Source organism: Maricaulis sp., assembly GCF_030149235.1.
Lineage (GTDB): Bacteria > Pseudomonadota > Alphaproteobacteria > Caulobacterales > Maricaulaceae > Maricaulis.
The window spans coordinates 17,760-38,442 of sequence record NZ_JASBRW010000083.1; the positions used below are offsets into that span (position 1 = coordinate 17,760).

General features: G+C 62.3%; 19 protein-coding genes. 7 read left to right on the forward strand and 12 right to left on the reverse strand.

What is annotated here, in order from left to right; all coding sequences use genetic code 11:
- Positions 1 to 11 precede the first annotated feature (11 nt).
- Together Q1V51_RS12400 and hutC are read left to right on the forward strand one after the other, a co-directional pair.
- Positions 12 to 1,379: a formimidoylglutamate deiminase gene (locus Q1V51_RS12400; RefSeq protein WP_300556814.1), complete on the forward strand. Its 1,368-nt coding sequence runs from the start codon at positions 12 to 14 to the stop codon at positions 1,377 to 1,379.
- 3 nt (positions 1,380 to 1,382) lie between these two features.
- Positions 1,383 to 2,135, forward strand: coding sequence for a histidine utilization repressor (gene hutC / locus Q1V51_RS12405; RefSeq protein WP_300556816.1), 753 nt, complete (start codon positions 1,383 to 1,385; stop codon positions 2,133 to 2,135).
- A gap of 181 nt (positions 2,136 to 2,316) precedes the next feature.
- Here hutC and Q1V51_RS12410 read toward each other — a convergent pair whose 3' ends face one another.
- From Q1V51_RS12410 to Q1V51_RS12450, 9 genes are read right to left on the reverse strand one after another with little or no spacing between them, the layout of a single operon-like run.
- Positions 2,317 to 3,504 carry a serine hydrolase gene (locus tag Q1V51_RS12410; protein WP_300556818.1) on the reverse strand — a complete coding sequence of 396 codons (1,188 nt, stop codon included), beginning with the start codon at positions 3,502 to 3,504 and terminating at the stop codon, positions 2,317 to 2,319.
- A 21-nt stretch (positions 3,505 to 3,525) separates the two neighbouring features.
- The gene (locus tag Q1V51_RS12415; RefSeq protein WP_300556820.1) at positions 3,526 to 5,505 is read right to left on the reverse strand and encodes a TonB-dependent receptor; all 1,980 of its coding nucleotides are present in this window, start codon (positions 5,503 to 5,505) and stop codon (positions 3,526 to 3,528) included.
- Positions 5,506 to 5,537: 32 nt separating this feature from the next.
- Entirely contained in the window at positions 5,538 to 6,161 is a 624-nt protein-coding gene (hisIE, locus tag Q1V51_RS12420) for a bifunctional phosphoribosyl-AMP cyclohydrolase/phosphoribosyl-ATP diphosphatase HisIE (RefSeq protein ID WP_300556822.1), read from the reverse strand.
- Positions 6,158 to 6,925: an imidazole glycerol phosphate synthase subunit HisF gene (gene hisF / locus Q1V51_RS12425; protein WP_300556824.1), complete on the reverse strand. Its 768-nt coding sequence runs from the start codon at positions 6,923 to 6,925 to the stop codon at positions 6,158 to 6,160. Before hisF ends, hisIE begins: the two co-directional genes overlap by 4 nt.
- Positions 6,907 to 7,641 (reverse strand): 1-(5-phosphoribosyl)-5-[(5-phosphoribosylamino)methylideneamino]imidazole-4-carboxamide isomerase, encoded by a 735-nt coding sequence (hisA, locus tag Q1V51_RS12430; protein ID WP_300556826.1) that lies wholly within the window; start codon positions 7,639 to 7,641, stop codon positions 6,907 to 6,909. Before hisA ends, hisF begins: the two co-directional genes overlap by 19 nt.
- Positions 7,638 to 8,237: an imidazole glycerol phosphate synthase subunit HisH gene (gene hisH / locus Q1V51_RS12435; protein ID WP_300556828.1), complete on the reverse strand. Its 600-nt coding sequence runs from the start codon at positions 8,235 to 8,237 to the stop codon at positions 7,638 to 7,640. The genes hisA and hisH overlap by 4 nt, the downstream gene beginning before the upstream one ends.
- Positions 8,234 to 10,132 (reverse strand): histidinol dehydrogenase, encoded by a 1,899-nt coding sequence (hisD, locus tag Q1V51_RS12440; RefSeq protein WP_300556830.1) that lies wholly within the window; start codon positions 10,130 to 10,132, stop codon positions 8,234 to 8,236. Before hisD ends, hisH begins: the two co-directional genes overlap by 4 nt.
- Before the next feature lie 9 nt (positions 10,133 to 10,141).
- Positions 10,142 to 11,023, reverse strand: a complete 882-nt coding sequence (hisG, locus tag Q1V51_RS12445) for an ATP phosphoribosyltransferase (protein ID WP_300556832.1) — start codon at positions 11,021 to 11,023, stop codon at positions 10,142 to 10,144.
- Entirely contained in the window at positions 11,020 to 11,319 is a 300-nt protein-coding gene (locus tag Q1V51_RS12450) for a YerC/YecD family TrpR-related protein (protein WP_300556835.1), read from the reverse strand. The genes hisG and Q1V51_RS12450 overlap by 4 nt, the downstream gene beginning before the upstream one ends.
- A 152-nt stretch (positions 11,320 to 11,471) precedes the next feature.
- On the opposite strand from Q1V51_RS12450, the gene Q1V51_RS12455 reads away from it, so the two are divergent.
- Complete coding sequence (locus tag Q1V51_RS12455; protein WP_300556837.1) at positions 11,472 to 11,777, forward strand: metalloregulator ArsR/SmtB family transcription factor; 306 nt, start codon at positions 11,472 to 11,474, stop codon at positions 11,775 to 11,777.
- Here the strand turns inward: Q1V51_RS12455 and Q1V51_RS12460 are convergent.
- Positions 11,774 to 12,175 carry a rhodanese-like domain-containing protein gene (locus Q1V51_RS12460; RefSeq protein ID WP_300556839.1) on the reverse strand — a complete coding sequence of 134 codons (402 nt, stop codon included), beginning with the start codon at positions 12,173 to 12,175 and terminating at the stop codon, positions 11,774 to 11,776. The two genes, Q1V51_RS12455 and Q1V51_RS12460, sit on opposite strands and share 4 nt — an antisense overlap.
- Positions 12,176 to 12,280: 105 nt before the next feature.
- On the opposite strand from Q1V51_RS12460, the gene Q1V51_RS12465 reads away from it, so the two are divergent.
- From Q1V51_RS12465 to Q1V51_RS12480, 4 genes are all read left to right on the forward strand, one after another.
- Positions 12,281 to 13,150: an MBL fold metallo-hydrolase gene (locus Q1V51_RS12465; protein ID WP_300556841.1), complete on the forward strand. Its 870-nt coding sequence runs from the start codon at positions 12,281 to 12,283 to the stop codon at positions 13,148 to 13,150.
- Between the two features lies 1 nt (position 13,151).
- The gene (sulP, locus tag Q1V51_RS12470) at positions 13,152 to 14,897 is read left to right on the forward strand and encodes a sulfate permease (RefSeq protein ID WP_300556843.1); all 1,746 of its coding nucleotides are present in this window, start codon (positions 13,152 to 13,154) and stop codon (positions 14,895 to 14,897) included.
- Between the two features lie 86 nt (positions 14,898 to 14,983).
- Positions 14,984 to 16,939 carry an acetate--CoA ligase gene (acs, locus tag Q1V51_RS12475; protein WP_300556844.1) on the forward strand — a complete coding sequence of 652 codons (1,956 nt, stop codon included), beginning with the start codon at positions 14,984 to 14,986 and terminating at the stop codon, positions 16,937 to 16,939.
- A gap of 85 nt (positions 16,940 to 17,024) precedes the next feature.
- Positions 17,025 to 17,531 (forward strand): hypothetical protein, encoded by a 507-nt coding sequence (locus tag Q1V51_RS12480; RefSeq protein WP_300556845.1) that lies wholly within the window; start codon positions 17,025 to 17,027, stop codon positions 17,529 to 17,531.
- Between the two features lie 67 nt (positions 17,532 to 17,598).
- On the opposite strand, the gene aceB is transcribed toward Q1V51_RS12480, so the two are convergent.
- Together aceB and aceA are read right to left on the reverse strand one after the other, a co-directional pair.
- Positions 17,599 to 19,239 (reverse strand): malate synthase A, encoded by a 1,641-nt coding sequence (aceB, locus tag Q1V51_RS12485; RefSeq protein WP_300556847.1) that lies wholly within the window; start codon positions 19,237 to 19,239, stop codon positions 17,599 to 17,601.
- Positions 19,240 to 19,359: 120 nt separating this feature from the next.
- A complete protein-coding gene (gene aceA / locus Q1V51_RS12490) occupies positions 19,360 to 20,646 on the reverse strand; it encodes an isocitrate lyase (RefSeq protein WP_300556849.1) in 1,287 nt (428 codons plus the stop codon).
- Positions 20,647 to 20,683 lie beyond the last annotated feature (37 nt).

Consider the following 20,683-nt stretch of genomic DNA (forward strand, 5'->3'; position numbering starts at 1 on the left):
GCCGAGTGAAGATGAAACATCTGTTTTTTGACCATGCCCTGCTGCAAACCGGTTGGGCTAATCAGGTCCGCATCGCCATTGATGCGGATGGCCGCATCGCTTCGGTTGCGCCCGGCGCGAAGCCAGGGGGCGATGATCATCGCCACCGGCTTGGTCTTCCCGGAATGGCCAATCTGCACTCGCATGCCTTCCAGCGCGCCATGGCGGGGTTGAGCGAGTTCCGCGCTCCGGGGCGCGACAGTTTCTGGTCCTGGCGCGAGCTGATGTACCGCTTTGTCGCCCGGCTAACGCCAGCGGATGTCGAGGCCGTGACCAGCCTGGCCTATTGCGAGATGCTGGAAACCGGTTTCACCAGCGTCGGTGAATTCCATTATCTGCACAATCAGCCCGACGGGCAGAGCTATGCCAATCCGGCCGAGATGGGTCTGCGGGTGGTGGCTGCGGCCTCAACAACCGGCATCGCCCTCACCTTGCTGCCCGTGCTCTATCGCTGGGCCGGTTTCGGCAAGCGCGCGCCCGAGCCGCACCAGGCGCGTTTCGTCAACACATTGGACGGCTTTGCCGATCTGCACGGTGCGGCGGCCGAGGCCATCAAGCACCTCCCGCGTGCCAGGCTCGGGCTGGCCCCTCATTCGCTGCGCGCCGTGGACCGGGATGAGTTCGACGCCTTGCAGGCCCTTGCCGGGGATGGGCCAGTTCATATCCATATCGCCGAGCAAATGGCCGAGGTTACAGCCTGCCAGGAAGCCGTGGGCACAACGCCGGTGGATTATCTGCTCAACCAGGTCGAGGTCGATGAACGCTGGTGCCTGGTTCATGCCACCCACATGACACCCGCGGAGACCACGGCATTGGCACAGACCCGTGCCATCGCCGGGCTTTGCCCACAGACCGAAGCCAATCTTGGCGATGGTCTCTTTCCCGCGCCCGATTATCTCGCCGCCGGGGGCCGGCTGGGGATCGGAAGCGATAGCCAGATCCGCATTGACCTGGCCGAGGAATTACGTCTGCTGGAATACGGCCAGCGCCTGCGCTCGCAGCAACGCAATGTGTTGAGCCAGCCGGGCGAAGCCACCGGCGTGTCGCTCTATGGCGCGGCGGCCAGCGGCGGAGCTCAGGCCATTGCCCAGGGCTCCGGCCAGCTGGAAGCCGGTCAGCCCGCCGACATCGTGACCCTGAACCTGGATGCCCCCGCGCTATGGGCCGAAGACCCAACTGCGATAATCAGCAGCTGGATATTCAGCGGCGATGGACGCTGCATTGAAACGGTCTATGTCTCGGGTCGAACAGTCGTTGAAAACGGGCGTGCCAAGGCACGCGATGAAGTCGAGCAACGCTATGGGGCGAGCATAAGGCGACTTCGCAATTGGGCCTGTTAGTCTATGAGTGAATGGCGCGAACAACTCGAACTGGACGGACAAGGCGCCGTCTATGAACAAATCAAGCGCGCGCTTTCAGTGAACATCCGATCGGGTGACTGGGCGCCGGGACACCGCGTACCGGGTGAAGAAGACCTTGCCAATCATTTCGGTGCGGCACGCATGACGGTTCACCGGGCCCTGCGCGAGCTGACCGATGAAGGTCTGATCATCCGGCGCCGGCGCGCCGGCAGTTTCGTCGCCCTGCCCCCGCCGCCCGCGGCTATGCTGGAAATTGTCGACATGTCCAGCCTGATCCCGGCGCGTGGTCAGCATTACCACTATGAGTGCCTGGTCAATGAAACCGTGAACGCGGATCAGGAAACCGCCGAGCGCATGCGCATCGAAACCGGAAGCCCGGTCCAGCGCATATTGTGCCGCCATTATGCGGACGAAGCCGTGGTCGAGCTGGAAGAGCGCTGGATCAATCTGTCACTGCTCCCCGAGGCCCGCACGGCGGCGTTTGATCGCTCCAGCCCGGGCGCCTGGCTGCTCTCCGTCGCCCCGTGGACCGAGGCGGAGCATACCGTCTCGGCTGCCAATGCCGATACGGCGACCGCGGAGCTTCTGGACGCCGCAATCGGCCAGGCCTGCCTGGTCCTGGAGCGCCGGACATTCCAGGCCGAACGTGTTGTAACCTATGCCCGTCTGACCCATCCGGGTGATCGCCACAGCATGAGCGAACGCTTCATTCCGGGCAATGGTTCGCAATCGTAATAAATTGCTTTTGCACGTCGCATAATTCATTCACGGCGCTAAACGACTGGATTTCCCGAATCGTGCGTTACACGATAGGGAGCCTGTCGATATGCGTACCATTCTTGTCTATACCGCCCTGGCATTCGCCGTGTTTTTCCTGCCCCCGCTGACCGAGGGCGGGGCGCAATCCATGGCGGGGTTACGGGCGGATAGCGGCCATCAGGTGCTCAATGAATGCACCGCGTTCGCGCGCTTCGATCCAGCGCACGACGGCGACAATGTCATGTTCGGGGTCGATATAGACCATGTTGGCCCCTGCCCCCAGGTAGGCGAAGCTCGTCTGCGGAGCAGCCTCTACTGAAATCGTTGCGCCCGCGATATCCGGGCGGTTGAGGAAGAAATTCATATATCCATAATGCGGCGCCACATCGGTCGGCGTCAGCGACGCCTCGAACCAGGCGTCGGACAAGACCTGTTCCCCGTCCCAATTGCCGCGATGCAGACCCAGCAGGCCGAGCCGGGCCTGGTCATAGGCCGAAAGCATCATGCCGCCACCCCAATGGCCGCCACCGGAGACCGACCACATCTGCTCGCCGTCAATCTCGACATAGGAATTGCGATAGCCATGCCATTCCCAGCTGCCCGATGAGCCGATCGGGGTCATGACCTCGTTCGCCAACACGTCCGGCAGGGGACGCTCGAAGACGTGCAGTGCAGCCAGAGCCAGGGCGTTGACGCGGACATCATTATATTCCCAGGCCGCCCCAGGCTCGGGCGGCCCCGCCACAAGATCACGGGCCGGATTGTCCCGGGCCGGTCGGTCGGCCCAGGCCGGCTTGTCCCACAGCGTGCCCCACCAGCCCGATGTCTGGCGCAGCATCTGGTCCCAGGTGATGGCGCGATTGTGCTCGGTCTGGAACAGCGGATCGTCGACATAGTCGGAGACGCGGTCATCGACGCTGGCGATCAGTCCGTCATCGACGGCGACACCCACGACATGGCTGAGGAAGGTCTTGGAGATGGAGAAGGTCATGTCGACCCGGTCCAGATCCCCCCATTCCGCAACGATATAGCCATTGCGCATGATGATCCCGGCCGGCTCGCCGCGGCGGCGAAACTCGCCGAGCGGGCTGGAATGCGGCTCGAAGGCCCAGGTTAGCGGGACCATGACCGACAGGTCGCGGACATCAACCCCCTCCCAGCCCTCACGCGGCTGGGTCTCATTGTCGATCGCGAACTGGACCGCCGCCTGCAGCGCGTCCGGATCAAATCCGAGGGCCTCTGGATCCCGGCGTTCCCAGGCCGCATCGCCCTGCGGGGGGAAATAGTCCTGCGCCCAGCTCGAGGACGCGATCAGTATAAGAGATAATCCCGCGACAAACCGCATCACAGCCCTCCCCGGCCTTGATTAGTATTCCCAGCGCAGACCGATGCTGACCGCCCGGGGTTCGCCCGGGAAGTAGCGGTCATTGCCGAAAGCGAAGTCCGCGCGCTTAGCATAGCGCGTATCCAGCGCGTTGCGCACCGCAAGGAAGCCGGACAGCCCCTCGGACAGCACATGACGGGCGCGCAAGTTCAACACATCATGGCCGTCATAAGCGCGCGTATTCGCAGCATTGGTCTGGTATTCGCCAACATGCACCCATTCGGCAGAGACACGGGTCTGCGGGCGAACCTCCCAATTCAACCGGGCATTCCAGAGCCATTCCGGAGCCGTATCAATGGCCGCGCCATCGCGGATCACCTCGCTCTGATTGCCGACATTGCGGTCAAAGGCGTACCGGTGCTCCGCCCAAACCGCACCAAGATCGAATGTAAACGCCTCCGACAGCGGGTAGGATATCTCCACCTCCACGCCCTCATGGGTGGTCTCGCCATCGGTCACATTGATCCCGTCGGCATCGCGGAAGAACACATTCTGCTTGGCCATGGTAAAAGCGACGAGCTCAACCCGGCCGCCATTATTGAAGTTGCGGCGATAGCCCAGCTCAACGCTATCAATGGTTTCCGGTTCGATATCGTCAATGATCTGGTTGAGTTGCAGGCGGTAGAGCTCGGCGGTCTGGGGGGCACGAGCGCCCCGCGCCAGACGGCCAAAGAGTTTGGACGCGGCATCGACATCCCAGGTGAAACCGAGATGCGGCGTCACCGTGGTGAAATCATCTTCCCGGTCGGCAAGCCGCTGGAAACGCCCAATCGTGTTGTCTTCCAGTGCGTTGTGATAATCGTAGCGGGTATTTTCAAGGCGCAGGCCGGCTTGCACATCGAGCCGCTCGCTCAACGCCCAGCGGGCTTGAGCGTAGGCAGCGATGACATCGGCATCGACGTCATAATCATAGTGCTCGCCCTGCACGAATGAGAAGATCGTCGGACGTTCCTGGGTTTCGCGCAAATACCCGTCAGTGCTGTCAAAATCTGCACCGAGGATCAGCTCGACACCGTCCCAGGCTCGCGCCATTGAGGCCTGCAGGCCGAGACTGTCATGGCCGCTCTCCTCCAGCGCCTCGGACGGCAGGAAATGCATCAAGAAATCCATGGCGTTCGACCGCAAATACGGCGTCACCGTCCAGTCCCAACCGTTGGTGTTCCCGTCCAGCCTCAGGCTGGCGCGGACGGCATGGGCATCGCGAAATGCCTCGGGATCATTATTGACCCGCGACAATGCCTCGCTCTCATAGGCATCCGTACCGACGATGAAGCCGGCGGTCTCCTGATTGAGATTCACCGCGGTCAAGGTAAAGCGCCAATCGACACGCTCGGTCGCGCCGGACAGTCGCAACACGCCAGATTGCCGGTCCATGCCCGACATGTCGCGCCAGCCATCTTCATGCTGCAGCGCGATGCCAAGATAGCCGCCCTCCCACTGGGTCATGCCCCGTCCGCGCAGACGGCCAAAGGAGCCTGCTTCGGCCTCGAGGTAATTACTCCCACTCTCCGGCAAACGGACATTGATCACGCCATGCAGGCCGTTGGAGCCTTGCAGGGCACTGCCTGGGCCACGCAGGACCTCGATCCCGCTGGACAAGCCCGGAAGCGCTTCAAACAGCCCGTTGACATTGGCAAAGCCGGCAGCGCGCAGCGGAATACCGTCTTCCAGATACAGGAAGGATCCCGCGCCCGCGCCACCGGTGAGGACCGGAGACCGGATCGCCGTCAGGTGCTCAGCTCCATTACCGCGATGCAGGAAGGCGCCCGGCACACGATTGACCAGCTCGGCGGGATGATGCGCACCGGTTTCGACAATGGCCTCGGCGTTTACCAGGCCCGCGGCCATCACCGCGCTGTCGCGCGTCTCCCCGGTCCGGTCGGCGGTCACGATAATGGTTTCCTGGGCCAGGGCGGGGGCTCCGGCCAGGGCAAGCAATACGCTGAAGATCGGCTGTTTCATGCCGCGCAAGCTAGGCCGAGAAGGCGATATGTCTACTTATTTGCTGCGCGGACCGCGTGGCGCTTGCGCAGAAGCTCAACGCAATCGTCCAGGCTGAGATCGCGGGACTCCAGCAGCACCATGAGGTGGAACAGCAAATCCGCCGCCTCGCCAACCAGCGCCTCGTCATTTTCCGACACGGCCGCCATGGCCACCTCGACGCCTTCCTCACCGACCTTTTGTGCCGGTTTCTTGGGTGCCCTGGCCAGAAGGTCACCCACATAGGATCCCTTGGGCTTTTCCTTGCGGCGCTTCTTGATGATGGAGCGCAGATGCGCGAGGAAGCCCAGCCCCGGCGCCGGGTCGTCACCGAAACAGGTCACTGTATCGAGATGGCAGGCCGGGCCTTTCGGTTTGACTTCCACAAGCAGTGTGTCGGCATCGCAATCGACCGAGATATTGATCAGTTTGAGGATATTGCCGGAGGTCTCGCCCTTCTTCCAAAGCCGTTGCTTGGTGCGGCTGTAGAAATGGACCTTCTTGGTCTCCTGCGTCTTTTCGAGCGCCTCGGCATTCATATAGCCGAGCATCAATACCTGGCGCGTTGCCACATCCTGGATGATCGCCGGCATCAGCCCGTCGACCTTTTCCCAGTTGAGAGACTTCACTTTGATCATGGCCGAATCGAGATCCCCTCGGCGATCAGATAGGATTTCAATTCTCCTATACCGATCAGACTTTTATGAAAAACGCTGGCGGCCAGCGCCGCATCCACATTGGCGCGTTCGAACACGGTTTTGAAGTGGTCTTTACGCCCCGCCCCGCCCGACGCCACCAGCGGCGTCGGGCATAGCTCCCGGGCCGCGGTGAGCTGGTCGATGTCATAACCATCACGCACACCGTCCTGATCCATGCAGTTGAGCACGACCTCGCCTGCGCCGCGATCGATGCCCTCGCGGAGCCAGTCGAGCGTATTGCGCCCGGCGAGCTGAGTCTTGGCAGGGTCACCGGTGTACTGGTGGACCCGCCAATCGCCATCAATCGTTTTGCTATCAATGCCCAGCACAACGCACTGGCTGCCAAATTCACGCGCCAGCGCGTCAATCAATTCCGGCGTTTCAAGAGCGGGTGAGTTGACGGAAATCTTGTCAGCCCCCGCGAAAAGCCGCGCCCGGGCATCGTCGACACTGCGGATACCGCCAGCGACGCAGAATGGAATGTCGATGACCGAAGACACGGCGCTGATCCAGGCTGGCTCCACCGTGTCACCACGGGCGCTGGCTGCGATGTCATAGAAGACCAGCTCGTCTGCCCCCTCTTTCGCATATCGCGCCGCCAGAGCGACGATATCGCCGACATCCTCGTGATCGCGGAAGCGGACGCCCTTGACCACACGGCCATCGCGTACGTCGAGGCAGGGAATTATGCGCCGCGCGAGCATGCCAGAGCCTCCTCGAGCCTGAACTTGCCCTCATAAATCGCCCGCCCGGTGACCGCACCGGCACAACCGGATTCGCGAAGGGCCTCGATATCCTGCAGGGAGGAGATACCGCCAGAGGCCTGCCACTGGATCCCAGGATAAGCGCGCATCAGCCGGGTATACAGCTGGCCATTCGGGCCACTGAGATCCCCGTCACGGGCAATATCGGTGACCAGCGCATGCTGCAGCTCACAACCGCTATAGGCCGCAATGACATCATCGATGGTGACGGTGAGAACATCCGTCCAGCCCCGCACCGCCGGGCGATAATCGCCGTTGATGTACTGGACATCCAGGGCCAGCGTGACGCGTTCGGCGCCAAAACGGTCCAGCCAGGGCAAGACCGTCTCGGGTTCGGTAATGGCCAGCGAGCCAATCACGACCCGGCTCACGCCCATGTCGAGCAGTGCTTCGATATCGGCCGTATCACGTACACCGCCGCCGGCCTGGACCTTGATACCGGTCCCGGCGATCGCTTCGATCGCAGCCGACTGCCCGCGCTTGCCGTCACGCGCACCGGCCAGGTCGACAACATGGATCCAGTCACTGCCAGCTGTTTTGAACGTTTCGGCGACGGCTCCCGGATTGTCGCCATAGACCGTCACGGCGTTGAAATCACCTTTCAGCAAGCGAACAACGCCCCCGTCCAGCAGATCGATAGCGGGATACAGAATCATGCGTCCAACTCCGCGAAATTTTTCAAAATTTGTGCGCCCGCGGCGCCCGAGCGCTCGGGATGAAACTGACACCCCCAGACATGGCCCTGTCGCACGACCGCCGAGCACTCTGCTCCGTAGGTCGTCGACGCCACGGTGTAGGGACCGACCGGGGCGAAGAAGCCGTGAACGAAGTAAACATATTCACCCGCCTCAATACCTTGGACCAGAGCATCGTCAGACCGCTGCAGGTCCAGCGTGTTCCAGCCCATATGGGGCCAGACACTCCCCGCATCCCGCGGCAGTTTCTCGACAGCGCCATCGATGAGTCCGAGACAGTCAATCTCGTCTTCAGCCGAACGACTGAACAGGAGCTGCATCCCGAGACAAATACCCATGAGCGGACGTTGATCTTCGTGCAAAACCTTGGCCCAGCCACTCTTCTGCAGCTGTTCCATGGCCGGACGCGCAGAACCCACTCCCGGCAAGATCAACCGGTCACAATCGGCCAACTCCTCCGGTGCGACGCCGGTTCGGTAATCTAGCCCTGCCCGTTCCAGTGCAAATCGGACCGAGGCCAGATTGGCGCAACGGGTGTCTATCAGGCCGATCGTCATGCCAGGTGCTCCTTGGTCGACGGCAGGCGATCCCCCTCGACTCGCACCGCCTGGCGCAAGGCCCGACCGAAGGCCTTGAACGTGCCCTCGATCATATGGTGAGCATTCTCGCCCTCGACCTTCACGTGGATCGCCGCCTTGAGGCTTTCCGCGATTGAACGGAAGCAGTGCGCGGTCATCTCGACCGGGAACTCGCCCACGCTCTCACCCGGGATTTCCCCCTCAAACTTGGCAAAGGGGCGCCCCGAAAGATCGATCCAGACCCCGGCACGGGTCTCATCCATCGGCAGCTCGAAACCGAAGCGGGCAATTCCGCGCTTGTCTCCCAGAGCCTCGCCGAGCGCTTCGCCAAAGGTCAGGCAGACATCCTCGATCGTGTGGTGGGCATCGATTTCGAGATCTCCCTCGACACTGACACGCAGGGCAATACCGGCGTGGCGCGCGATCTGATCGAGCATGTGGTCGAAATAGCCGACACCCGTATCGATCTGGCTGGGGCCATCCTGGTCAAGATTGATCGAGACTTCCACGTCGGTCTCGGCCGTCTTGCGACGCTTGGCAGCGGCCCGAACGGTGGGTTTGGACCGCTCGACCTGTTGCGCTTCTGCCGCCTGACGCCGCAGCCGCATGGCCAGGGCGTGGGCGTCCAGCCCCTCAATCTCGGCCAGGCGCTCGACCGTCGGTGCGATCGCTCGGGCCCCCTCGACCGTGGCGCGCAGAATGGTCGTGGTTTTCTGGAAGGCTTCAACGGTAACACCGCCATAGGCCCGGGCCGCGCCACCGGTGGGCAGCGTGTGGTTCGGGCCGGCCGCATAATCACCGGCCGCCTCAGGGGTCCAGGCACCGACAAAGATGGAGCCGGCATGGCGGATCATGCCGACCAGCTCGTCCGGCTCGGCGGTCTGGATGATCAGATGCTCAGCGGCATAGGCATTGGCGACATCCGCCATTTCCTGACGCGACGCACAAACAATACTGCGCGACTTGGCCAAAGCCGCCCGGGCAATATCAGCGCGCGGCAGTGCGCCGAGCTGGTTGTCGATGGCCGCCTGGAAGCGCGCATTATTGGCCACATTGTCGGTGACCAGCACGACCTGGGCATTGGGATCGTGCTCGGCCTGGCTGAGCAAATCGGCTGCGACGAAATCGGCGCGAGCCGTATCGTCCGCAATCACCATGACCTCGCTGGGCCCGGCGGGCAGATCGGTCCCGGGCCCGCCCGGCAGAGCCGAGACATAAGCCTTGGCGGCTGCAACATAGGCATTGCCCGGACCATAGATCTTGTCGGCGCGCGGCAAACCTGCGGCACCGGTAGAAAGTGCCGCGATCGCCTGGGCGCCGCCGAGCGCATAGACCTCATCCAAACCGAGCAGGCCGGCTGCGCCCAGCACAACCGGGTTGAGTTCACCATCCGCTCCGGGCGGACTCACCACGACAATGCGAGGAACGCCGGCGAGCTGGGCCGGCACGGCCAGCATGATCAGGGTCGACACCAGCGGCGCCGAGCCCGCCGGCACGTAGAGCGCGGCCACATCGACCGGTCCGGCCCGACGGCTGGCCTCGAGCCCCGGCCAGGTCTCGACGGAATATTCAGCATAGCCCTGACGCACATGGAAGCGTCGTACAGCATCGGCCGCGGACTTGATGGCGTCCTTGTCCTGTGCCGTCAGCGCGTCCCGGGCGGCGCGAATGGTCTCCGTCGCGATGCGGAAATTCAGCGGCGCATAGCCGTCCAGTTTCTCGGCGTAGGAGCGAACCGCATCACCGCCCTTGGCGCGGATGGCATCAACGATCTCGCGCGCGGCTGCATCGGCGGCGCCGGTTTCTGCCGGCCGCGACAGAGCCGTCTCGCGCTCCACCGTATCGGCCTCGCCCCAGTTGATAGTCGTCAACATGACAGGCCCCTATGCCAGCATTTTTTCAATCGGGAGCACGAGGATCGCCCGCGCACCCTCGGCCTCGAGGGCTTCGAGCGTCTCCCAGAAAACCCGCTCGCGGCAAACCGCGTGCAGCGCCACGACATCATCACGCCCGGCGATCTGGGCCACGGTCGGGGCTTCGGCGCCCGGCAGCAGGGCCTTGATCGCCTCAAGCCGGTCGACCGGGGCGTTCATCATGATGTATTTGGTCTGTGCCGACGCGATTACACCCTGGGCCCGGCGCATCAGGATCGAGGCAATCTCGTCCTTGGCCGGATCCCGGTTCTGCGCCGGGCGGATCATCACAGCTTCGGAGTTCAATACGGTTTCGAAAGCGCCCAGCCCATTGGCCTCGAGCGTTGCACCGGACGACACCAGGTCACAGATCGCCGCAGCAATATTGAGCCGCGGGGCCACTTCCACCGAGCCGTGCATTTCGACGATTTCCGAGACCACGCCGCGCTCGCGCAGATAGGCATCGGTGATCGCCGGGTAAGAGGTGGCAATCGCCTTGCCCGCGAGATCCTGGATCGAAGTAATCTCCCCGCCCTTGGGGGCCGCAAGCTTGAGCGTGCAGGTCGCGAAGCCGAGCCGCAGAGCGACTTCCAGTTCCTTCGCCCGGCGCCCTGCCAGCTGCTCTTCCTTCAGCACATTCTCTCCGACAATGCCGTAATCACAGGCCCCCGAAGCGACGAAGTTCGGAATGTCATCATCCCGCACCAGCATCAGATCGACCGGCATGTTTTCCGCGCTTTGATGCAGCTTGTCGCGACCATAGGCGAAGCGGAGACCGCAACGCTTGAGCAGATCCATACCACCCTCAGAGAGGCGGCCCTTGCTTTGAACGGCAATACGCAAACGGGTCACGAGCTTTGTTCCTTCAAACGATCGAGGATAAGGCGATAGCCCTGGTGGGGTTCCTGGCTGAGAAAACGGGAGACGCGTGTAACGGTCGTTGTACTCGCTCCGGTCAACTCACTGATTTCGCGATAAGAGTGGCCACCCTGATCAAGCAGGCAGGCGACCCGCCAGCGTTCACTAATCGTCTTGATTTCACCCGGCGTGAGCAGATCCCGCAAAAAGCGCTCGGCTTCTTCCGGAGCCTTCAGGCGCAGCAAGGCCTCTGACAAAGCGTCCAGATCTGTAACGGTGACTTCGGTCATTTTATCGCATCCGATGAGTTCGGGGAGCGATATAGCGTGTTAGCGCGATAACACAATAACGCAATACAGCAAATTCGACTGGCGGACTGGTTTGCTCGGGGCGCACGCCTTATCTTGGGAAAACTCTAGCTACAGACCTGCATAGGTACGCAATGAACTATCGCGAAATGCAGCCGGTCGCCGAAGACCTCGCCGACGTCATGAAAACCCTGGCTCATCCGAGCCGGCTTATGGCTTTGTGCGCTATCATGGAAGAGGAATTGCCCGTCGGCGCCCTGGCCGAGGCCGTCGGCCTGCGACCGCAAGCCATGTCGCAGCAATTGGCAATTTTGCGCAATAAGGGTCTCGTTTCGACCCGCCGCGACGGCCAGACCATCTATTACGCGCTTGCCGACGCGAATATTCGCCAATTGATGCAGGCGCTCTACCGGACCTATTGCGAGCCCAATACCCGCTAGCGCAGCTGGATAACGACAAGGGCCAGGAGAGCGACCACGATGACGCCGACAACGAGGCGTCCGAGCCCCCCGCCCGGCTTGCCCTTTACCGTCTCATACCCCGCCGATTTCCAGGCCATGATCCCGCCGGCGAGATGACCGGCCAGCTTGCGGCCGCTGGCTTCCGCCTGGGCAAAGGCGCGCGCTGAACGTCCACCGGACCGGCAAGACAGCACCACGGATTTGTCGCCGGCCTCCGGGATTGCGGCGACATCAAAGGTCGAAAGCGGGTTCAGGATTGCTCCGGGAATATGTTCCGCCTCGAACTCACCGGTCTCGCGGACGTCGACGAGGATGAGCGTTTCATCCGCCATCCCCTCTTTGACTTCCTTCGGCGTAAAATCTCGCGGCTCGCTCATTCCATGCTCCCGGGATATTGTCGTTGTGAATCGCATTACCTACATATTTGCGTAGGTCTGCACAAAAGGATAAACCGGATCTGTTTCCCGGCAAGTTGAAAACCCATGCATCAAGCTCCCGACGTCAAAGCCTTCTTCGATCCCGATACTTATACCGTCAGCTACATCGTCTCCGACCCGTCCACGGGCAAGGCGGCGATTATCGATTCCGTTCTGGATTACGACCCGGCCTCGGGACGTACGCAGACGCGCTCGGCCGATGCGGTCATCGCGGATATCAAGGAACGCGGATTGACGGTCGACTGGATCCTGGAGACCCATGTACACGCCGATCACCTCTCCGCTGCCCCCTATCTGCGGGAGAAGCTGGGCGGCCGGATCGGTATTGGCGAGCATGTCAAACAGGTTCAGGGCGTATTCGGTGATCTGTTCAATGCAGAGCCGGGCTTCTGCCGTGACGGGTCGCAATTCGACCACCTCTTTACCGATGGTGAAACCTTCCAGATCGGCGAGATCGAGGCCACGGCCATCTGGACGCCGGGACACACACCGGCCTGCATGGTCTATCACGCCGGCAATGCCGCCTTCGTTGGCGATACGCTGTTCATGCCCGATTTCGGGACCGCGCGCTGCGACTTCCCGGGCGGCGACGCGCACACGCTGTACCGGTCGATCCAGAAAATCTTCGCCCTGCCGGACGAGACCCGGCTGTTCATGTGCCATGACTACAAGGCACCGGGTCGCGACCACTATGCCTGGGAAACAACCGTGGCCGAGGAGAAGGCGAACAATATCCATGTCCATGAAGGCACCAGTGAAGACGACTTCGTGGCCATGCGCGAAGCGCGCGATGCCAAGCTCTCCATGCCAACCCTGATCCTGCCCTCGGTCCAGGTGAACATGCGGGCGGGCGATCTTCCGGAGCCGGAAGACAATGGCACGCGCTATCTCAAGATCCCGCTGAACGCCGTCTGATATGTTCAAACTGGCCATGCGCATCTTCCCCGGCCTGAACTGGCTGCGTGGATACAATGCCAAGCTCTTCGCCGATGATGCCCTAGCCAGCATTATCACGTCCATCCTGCTGATCCCGCAAAGCCTCGCCTATGCCCTGCTGGCAGGTCTGCCGCCCCAGGCCGGACTGTATGCCTCGACCACGCCGCTGATCGCCTATGCCCTGTTCGGGTCCAGCCGGGTGCTGGCGGTCGGTCCAGTGGCGGTCGTTTCGCTGATGACCGCCGCTGCCATCGGTGAGTTGGGACTGAACGATCCAGCCCAGCAGATGGCGGCCGCAGGTGCCCTCGCCCTGCTTTCCGGCGGCTTTCTGCTTGTCTTCGGCCTGCTCAATCTGGGCAGTATTGCCAATTTCCTCAGCCGTCCGGTGATCAGCGCCTTCATCACGGCGTCGACCCTGCTCATCATCGCCAGCCAGCTGCGCCATATCCTCGGCATTGAGGCCTCGGGGGCGACCCTGCCCGAGCTGGTGCTTTCCATGGCGCAGAGCATCGGCCAGCTGAATCTCCTCGCCCTGGCCTTCGGCGCCGGCAGCCTCGCCTTCCTGATTTTCATGCGTGGCGGTTTGCAGCCCCTGCTGACCGGGCTGGGCGTGCCAGACGGCACGGCCTCGACAATTACCCGCGCCTCTCCAGCCCTGCTGGTGGTCATCACCACGCTCATCGCCGCCGGCATGTCGCTGGCCGACCGGAACGGGCTTTCCATTGTCGGCGAGCTTCCGACCGGGCTTCCACCCCTGCAGCCGCCGCTTGTTCCACTGGAAATCTGGCGCGAACTGCTTGGCCCCGCGGCCCTCATCTCCCTCATCGGTTTCGTGGAAAGCGTATCGGTCGGACAGAGCCTCGCGGCACGCCGCCGCGAAAGCGTCAATCCGAACCGGGAGCTGTTCGGCCTCGGCGCAGCCAATGCCGCCGCTGCCTTTACCGGAGGCTATCCGGTGACTGGTGGATTTGCGCGCTCGGTCGTCAATGAACAGGCCGGAGCACAAACCCCGCTAGCCGGCGTCTTCACAGCCCTCATTATCGCCATTGTGGCGGTCTTCCTGACCCCGCTATTCTATCACCTGCCCAAGGCCGCGCTCGCGGCCACGATCCTCGTTGCGATCTGGAAACTGGCCGATTTCCATAGCCTGCGCGATGCCTGGCGCTATTCGCATTCTGACGGGGCAGCCGCCTTCCTGACCCTGTTCGGCGTGCTTTTTCTCGGCGTCGAGATCGGGCTCACACTCGGGGTCACGGTCTCGATCGGCTCAATCCTGTTGCGGACCATGAAGCCGCACTGGGCCCAGGTCGGCCAGGTCCCCGGAACACACCATTTCCGCAACCCCAACCGGCATGACGTGATCCTGTCGCCGCACGTCTTTGCGATCCGGGTCGACAGCGCGCTTTACTTCGCCAATGCCCATTTCCTGGAAGACCTCCTGGCCCAGACCATGGCCGAGCACGAGGGAATTACCGATGTGGTGCTGATGTGCCCGGCCGTGAATTTCATCGATGCCAGCGCCCTTGCGAGCCTGAGAACCATCAATCAGCGCCTGTCCGACAGCGGCGTGACCCTGCACCTCTCCGAGGTCAAGGGACCGGTCAATGACCACCTCATGGCGGCCGGATTTGCCGACGAACTCAGCGGCGAGATCTTCCTGTCGCAATATGCCGCCATGCGCACCCTCGATCCGCAAACCACCTTGCGTGCAGAAGGCGTCGATTGAGCGTCTTGCGCGTCTCGGGTCAGGGCGTATCGTAGCGTTCAGTCTGTTGATGCGGCGCTTGTGCCGTGGCCTGCCCGGAGATCGCGATGACCCACCATGACCCCAACGAGATTTTCCCGCTCGATCCGGAGTTTGCAGCCGCAGCACACATCAATCCGGAGCGGTATAATGCGCTCTACGAGCAGTCACTGGCAGATCGCGAGGGCTTCTGGCGCGAGCAGGCTCGCCGCATTGACTGGATCAAGCCCTTCACCGAGATTGAGGACGTCTCCTGGGACAAGGATGATCTGCATATCCGCTGGTTCGCCGATGGCACGCTGAATGCCTGCGTCAACTGCATTGACCGGCACTTGCCGGAAAAGGCCAATGACACCGCGATCATTTGGGAAGGTGACGACCCGGAGGTCGACAAGACCATCACCTATAGCGAGCTCTATGCCCAGGTCGGTCGCCTTGCCAATGGCCTGCGCGAGCTTGGCGTCAGCAAAGGCGACCGGGTCACCATCTACATGCCGATGGTGCCGGAAGCGGCCTATGCGATGCTGGCCTGTGCGCGGATTGGCGCGGTGCACTCCGTCGTTTTCGGCGGTTTCTCTCCCGACGCCCTCGCGGGTCGTATCACCGATTGCGAGAGCGATTTTGTCATCACCGCCGATGAAGGCGTGCGCGGCGGCCGGCCGATCTCGCTGAAAGCCAATGTCGACCGGGCGATCGAGATCGCGGGGCGCGGCCAGAAAGTCGTCGTCGTACGCCGGACCGGCGGCGATATCGGCTGGGCGAACGAGCGCGATGTCTGGTACCACGACCTGGTCGCCGGTCAGCCGGATGATTGCGACCCGGAAGAGATGAGCGCCGAGGATCCGCTTTTCATCCTCTACACCTCCGGCTCGACCGGAAAACCCAAGGGCGTGCTGCATACCACGGGCGGCTATATGGTGTGGGCCTCACTGACCCACGAAACCGTTTTCGACTACAAGCCCGGCGACATCTATTGGTGCGCCGCGGATGTCGGCTGGGTCACGGGCCACTCCTACATCGTTTACGGCCCGCTCGCCAACGGCGCCATCACGCTGATGTTCGAGGGGATCCCGACCTATCCGGGTCCCGACCGCTTCTGGCAGGTCGTCGACAAACACCAGGTGAACATCTTCTACACCGCGCCGACCGCAATCCGCGCCCTGATGCGCGAGGGCGATGAGCATGTCACCAAGCATTCGCGGCAATCCCTGCGCCTGCTCGGCAGCGTGGGCGAACCGATCAACCCGGAGGCCTGGACCTGGTATTACCGCGTCGTCGGCGATGAACGCTGCCCCATTGTCGATACCTGGTGGCAGACCGAGACAGGCGGCATCATGATCACCCCCCTGCCCGGCGCCCATGACCTCAAGCCCGGCGCCGCATCCAAACCGATGTTCGGAGTCGAGCTGGCCCTGATGGACGGAGACGGCAAGCGGCTTCCCGACACCGGGGAGCAATCAGGCAATCTGGTTGTGACCCGGTCCTGGCCGGGCCAGATGCGGACAGTCTATGGTGACCACCAGCGCTTCATCGACACCTATTTCTCGACCTATGACGGCCTGTATTTCTCCGGTGACGGGGCCCGCCGTGACAGTGATGGCTATTGGTGGGTCACGGGACGTGTCGACGATGTCCTCAACGTCTCTGGTCACCGCCTCGGCACGGCCGAGATCGAAAGTGCCCTCGTCGCCCATGACGATGTCGCGGAGGCCGCCGTTGTCGGCTATCCCCATGATATCAAGGGCCAGGGGATTTATTGCTTCGTGACCTTGTACCAGGGCCGCGAGCCGGACGCTGAGGACGTCAAGGCGCTGAAAGCCTGGGTGCGTCAGGAAATCGGGCCGGTCGCAACGCCCGACGTCATCCAGTTCGCACCGGCCTTGCCGAAGACGCGGTCCGGCAAGATCATGCGCCGCATCCTGCGCAAGATCGCCGAGAACGAATACGGCAATCTGGGCGACATCTCGACCCTGGCTGACCCCTCCGTGGTGCAAGATCTGATCGCCAACCGGGCCGAGGCCTGAGGCAGGCAGCGTGTATCAGACCTCGCGAAGCGGATCAGAACCCGCTATAGGATTTGCACCAGTATTCCCGCTTCAGGAGCGTGTTTTGCGTATTCGTCTTCTCGCCATCGGCCTTTTGGCCAGTTTTGCATCTGCCTGTGCGACCAGCACGCCTGTCTGCCGGGCTCCGTCCCAGGCCGAGATGCAGGCCTTCACCGCCATTATCAGTCATAATCCGGCGGGCCTGTCCGAGGCGATGGCACCGGGTGCGACGCAAAACGCACTGTCTCAGCAAGACCCCAATCTGCGCAGCCACATCTGGGGTGCCCAGGGCGAAACCCGCGGCACCGTGATTGGGATGCTCTCGCGCCCGCCGCTGTGCGTTGTCGACAACCAGGCGGCCAATGCGGCCAATGACGACCGCAATATCGTGGTCTATCCGCAAAGCAATTTCGACGCCCTGCTGCCCTCTGCCGAAGCCGGCGCGGTCTTCCCCTATGGCGTTCGCATGCGCGATTACATGACCTGTCGCTTCACCGAAACGCCTGACGGTATGCGCCTCGCCGATGCCTGCGGCTACCGTCCCTACACGGCTCCGGCAGTAACGGGTTAATCAAACGGAACAGGCCGCCCTTGAAGGGGCGGCCTGATCTTGCCATTGCCGGTCAGCGAGGACCGCATCAGTCCTCGAACTCGGTCAGCTGCATCGGCTTCTTCAAGCCCTCGGTGATGTACTCATAGGCCGGCAGGGTCAGGAATTCCACGAACTCGTCGGACAGAACAATGTCGCGCAAGAGGCCCGCGGCAACGCCGATGCGCTCTCGCACATCCGGCATGTCCGGCACCTCGCCCTGGATGGATTCGCGGAAGGCCTCGATCTTGGCGCCGATGGTTCCGGCCGTGATGGGCGTCCCTTCTTGCGTGCTGCGCTCAAACACGCGCCACTGCCACAGCTGGGCCCGCGCGATCTCTGCCGTCGCCGCATCTTCCATCAGATTGTGGATCGGCACCGCACCGCGTCCGCCCAGCCAGGCCGCGATATAGCGGATGGCCACATCGATATTTCCGTCCACGCCGGCGTCCGTGATCGTGCCCTCGGGGGCTTCAAGAAGCGCCTTGGCCGTGATCGGAAGCGCCATTTCCTCCTCGCGGTCGATCTGGTTGGCGCGCGGCATTTTCTGGTCGAAGACCTCAAGCGCAACCGGGATCAGATCAGGGTGAGCGACCCAGGTACCGTCATGGCCGTTGAGCACTTCGCGCATTTTGTCCTCACGGACCTTTTCCTGCGCAGCCGTGTTGGCTTCGGCGTCATTCTTGACCGGGATGAAGGCGGACATGCCGCCCATGGCGTGGGCGCCTCGGCGATGACAGACCGAAATCACCCGGCGGGAATAGGCATCCATGAAGGGGACCGCCATGGAGACTTGCGAACGATCCGGCAGGACACAATCCGGGTTCGCTTTCAGGCGCTTGATATAGCTGAAGATATAGTCCCAGCGACCGCAATTGAGACCGACCACATGCTCCTTGAGTTCGTAAAGGATCTCGTCCAGCTCAAACGTTGCCGGCAGGGTTTCGATCAGCACGGTGGCCCGAATGGTTCCGCGTTCCAGGCCCAGCTCGTCCTCGGCGTGCTGGAAAGCCAGATTCCACAGGCGCGCCTCATAGCGGCTCTCAAGCTTGGGCAGATAGAAATACGGTCCGGTTTCACGGGCTTTGAGCGCCTCGTGATTGTGGAAGAGATAGAGGCCGAAGTCGAACAATGAGGCCGACATCGCCACGCCATTGACGAGCACATGACGCTCATCGAGATGCCAGCCGCGCGGGCGGACAATAAGAACGGCAGCATCCTCATTGATCGAATAATTCTTGCCGGACTTCTCGTCCGTGAAATCGATTTCGCGCTTGTTGGCATCGCGCAGATTGATCTGGCCCTCGATCAGATTGGCCCAGTGCGGCGCCGTCGCGTCCTCGAAATCGGCCATGAAACACTTCGCACCCGAATTGAGTGCATTGACGACCATTTTCCGGTCAACCGGGCCGGTGATCTCGACCCGGCGATCCTGCAGATCGGCCGGAGCCGGGCGGACCTTCCAGTCGGCGGCACGAATATCCGCGGTTTCATGCGGGAACAACATCAGCGCGCCGGCATCGAGCTCGGCCTGACGTTCACGGCGATAGCGCAGCAGGGATTGGCGGCGGCGCTCGAAACGGCGATGCAGTCCGGCGATAAAGCTCAGCGCGTCATGGGTGAGGATATCGCGGTAGCCCGGCTCGAGATGGCCGAGAATTTCTACACCGGTGGGAGAAATATGCGTCATGATCGTGTCCTGCCTGTGTGCCTGCTCTGGGACGAGCGTCATTCCTGCGTGCGAGAGAGTACCGGGAGGGTTCGCGATACCGAGGGCGCCCCCTCCCGGCCGGGCTGCAAGAGCCCTGACTTATTCCGCTGCGAACTGCGAGGTTTCGGTCGATTCAGCCATCGCCGTGGTGGAGGACTGACCGCCGGAAATGGCCAGCGAGACCTTGTCGAAATAGCCCGTGCCGACTTCGCGCTGGTGACGCGTTGCGGTGTAGCCATTGACCTCGGACGCAAATTCCAGCTGCTGCAGCTCGGAATAGGCCCCCATGCCGCGATCCTTGTAACCGCGCGCCAGTTCGAACATGCCGTGATTGAGGCTGTGGAAGCCGGCCAGGGTGACAAACTGGAACTTGTAGCCCATCGCACCCAGCTCACGCTGGAACGTCTCGATCGTGGCCTTGTCCAGATTGGCTTCCCAGTTGAAGGACGGCGAGCAGTTATACGCCATCATCTTGCCCGGGTATTCCTTCTGGATGGCTTCAGCGAAACGCTTGGCCTCGTCCAGGTTCGGCTTGGAGGTTTCCCACCACAGAAGGTCGGCCACCTTGGCATAGGCCAGGCCGCGCTTGATGCAGTGCTCGACACCCATGCCCGATTTGAGGCGGTAGAAGCCTTCCGGCGTACGACCGGCGTCGAAATCGATGAATTCGTGGTCGCGCTCATCGACGTCGGAGTTGATCAGCGTCGCGGACTCAGCATCCGTACGGGCCACGGTCAGGGTCGGAACGCCCATTACATCTGCGGCGAGACGGGCTGCGGCCAGATTGCGCTCGTGATGGCTGGTGGAGATCAGCACCTTGCCGCCCAGATGGCCGCACTTCTTCTCGGCTGCAACCTGGTCTTCGAAGTGTACGCCGGCAGCGCCCGCTTCAATGAAGGCCTTCATGATCTCAAAACAGTTCAGCTGACCGCCGAAACCGGCCTCCGCATCGGCCACGATCGGCGCAAACCAGTCGCGGGTCGCCTTGCCGTTCTCGGAGACTTCAATCTGGTCGGCGCGCTGCAGGGCGCGGTTGATCTTCTTGGCCAGCTCCGGAGCCGAATTGGCCGGATAGAGCGACTGGTCCGGATACATGGTGCCGGCGGTATTGGCGTCGGCCGCGACCTGCCAGCCGGACAGGTAGATGGCTTTCAGGCCAGCGCGGACCTGCTGCATCGCCTGGTTGCCGGACAGGGCGCCAAGCGCATTGATGAAGGGCTCGGTCTTGAGCAATTCCCAGAGCTTGTTGGCGCCCCGTTCGGCGAGCGTGTGCTGGATCTGAACCGAACCGCGCAGACGCAGAACGTCTTCCGGCGTGTACGGGCGCTCAATGCCGTTGAAGCGATCTTCGGCTGCATTCGGGACGAGGTCGTTAAAGCTGGTCATGGGTATCCCCGGTCTGACAATTACGTTGCAAACAAGT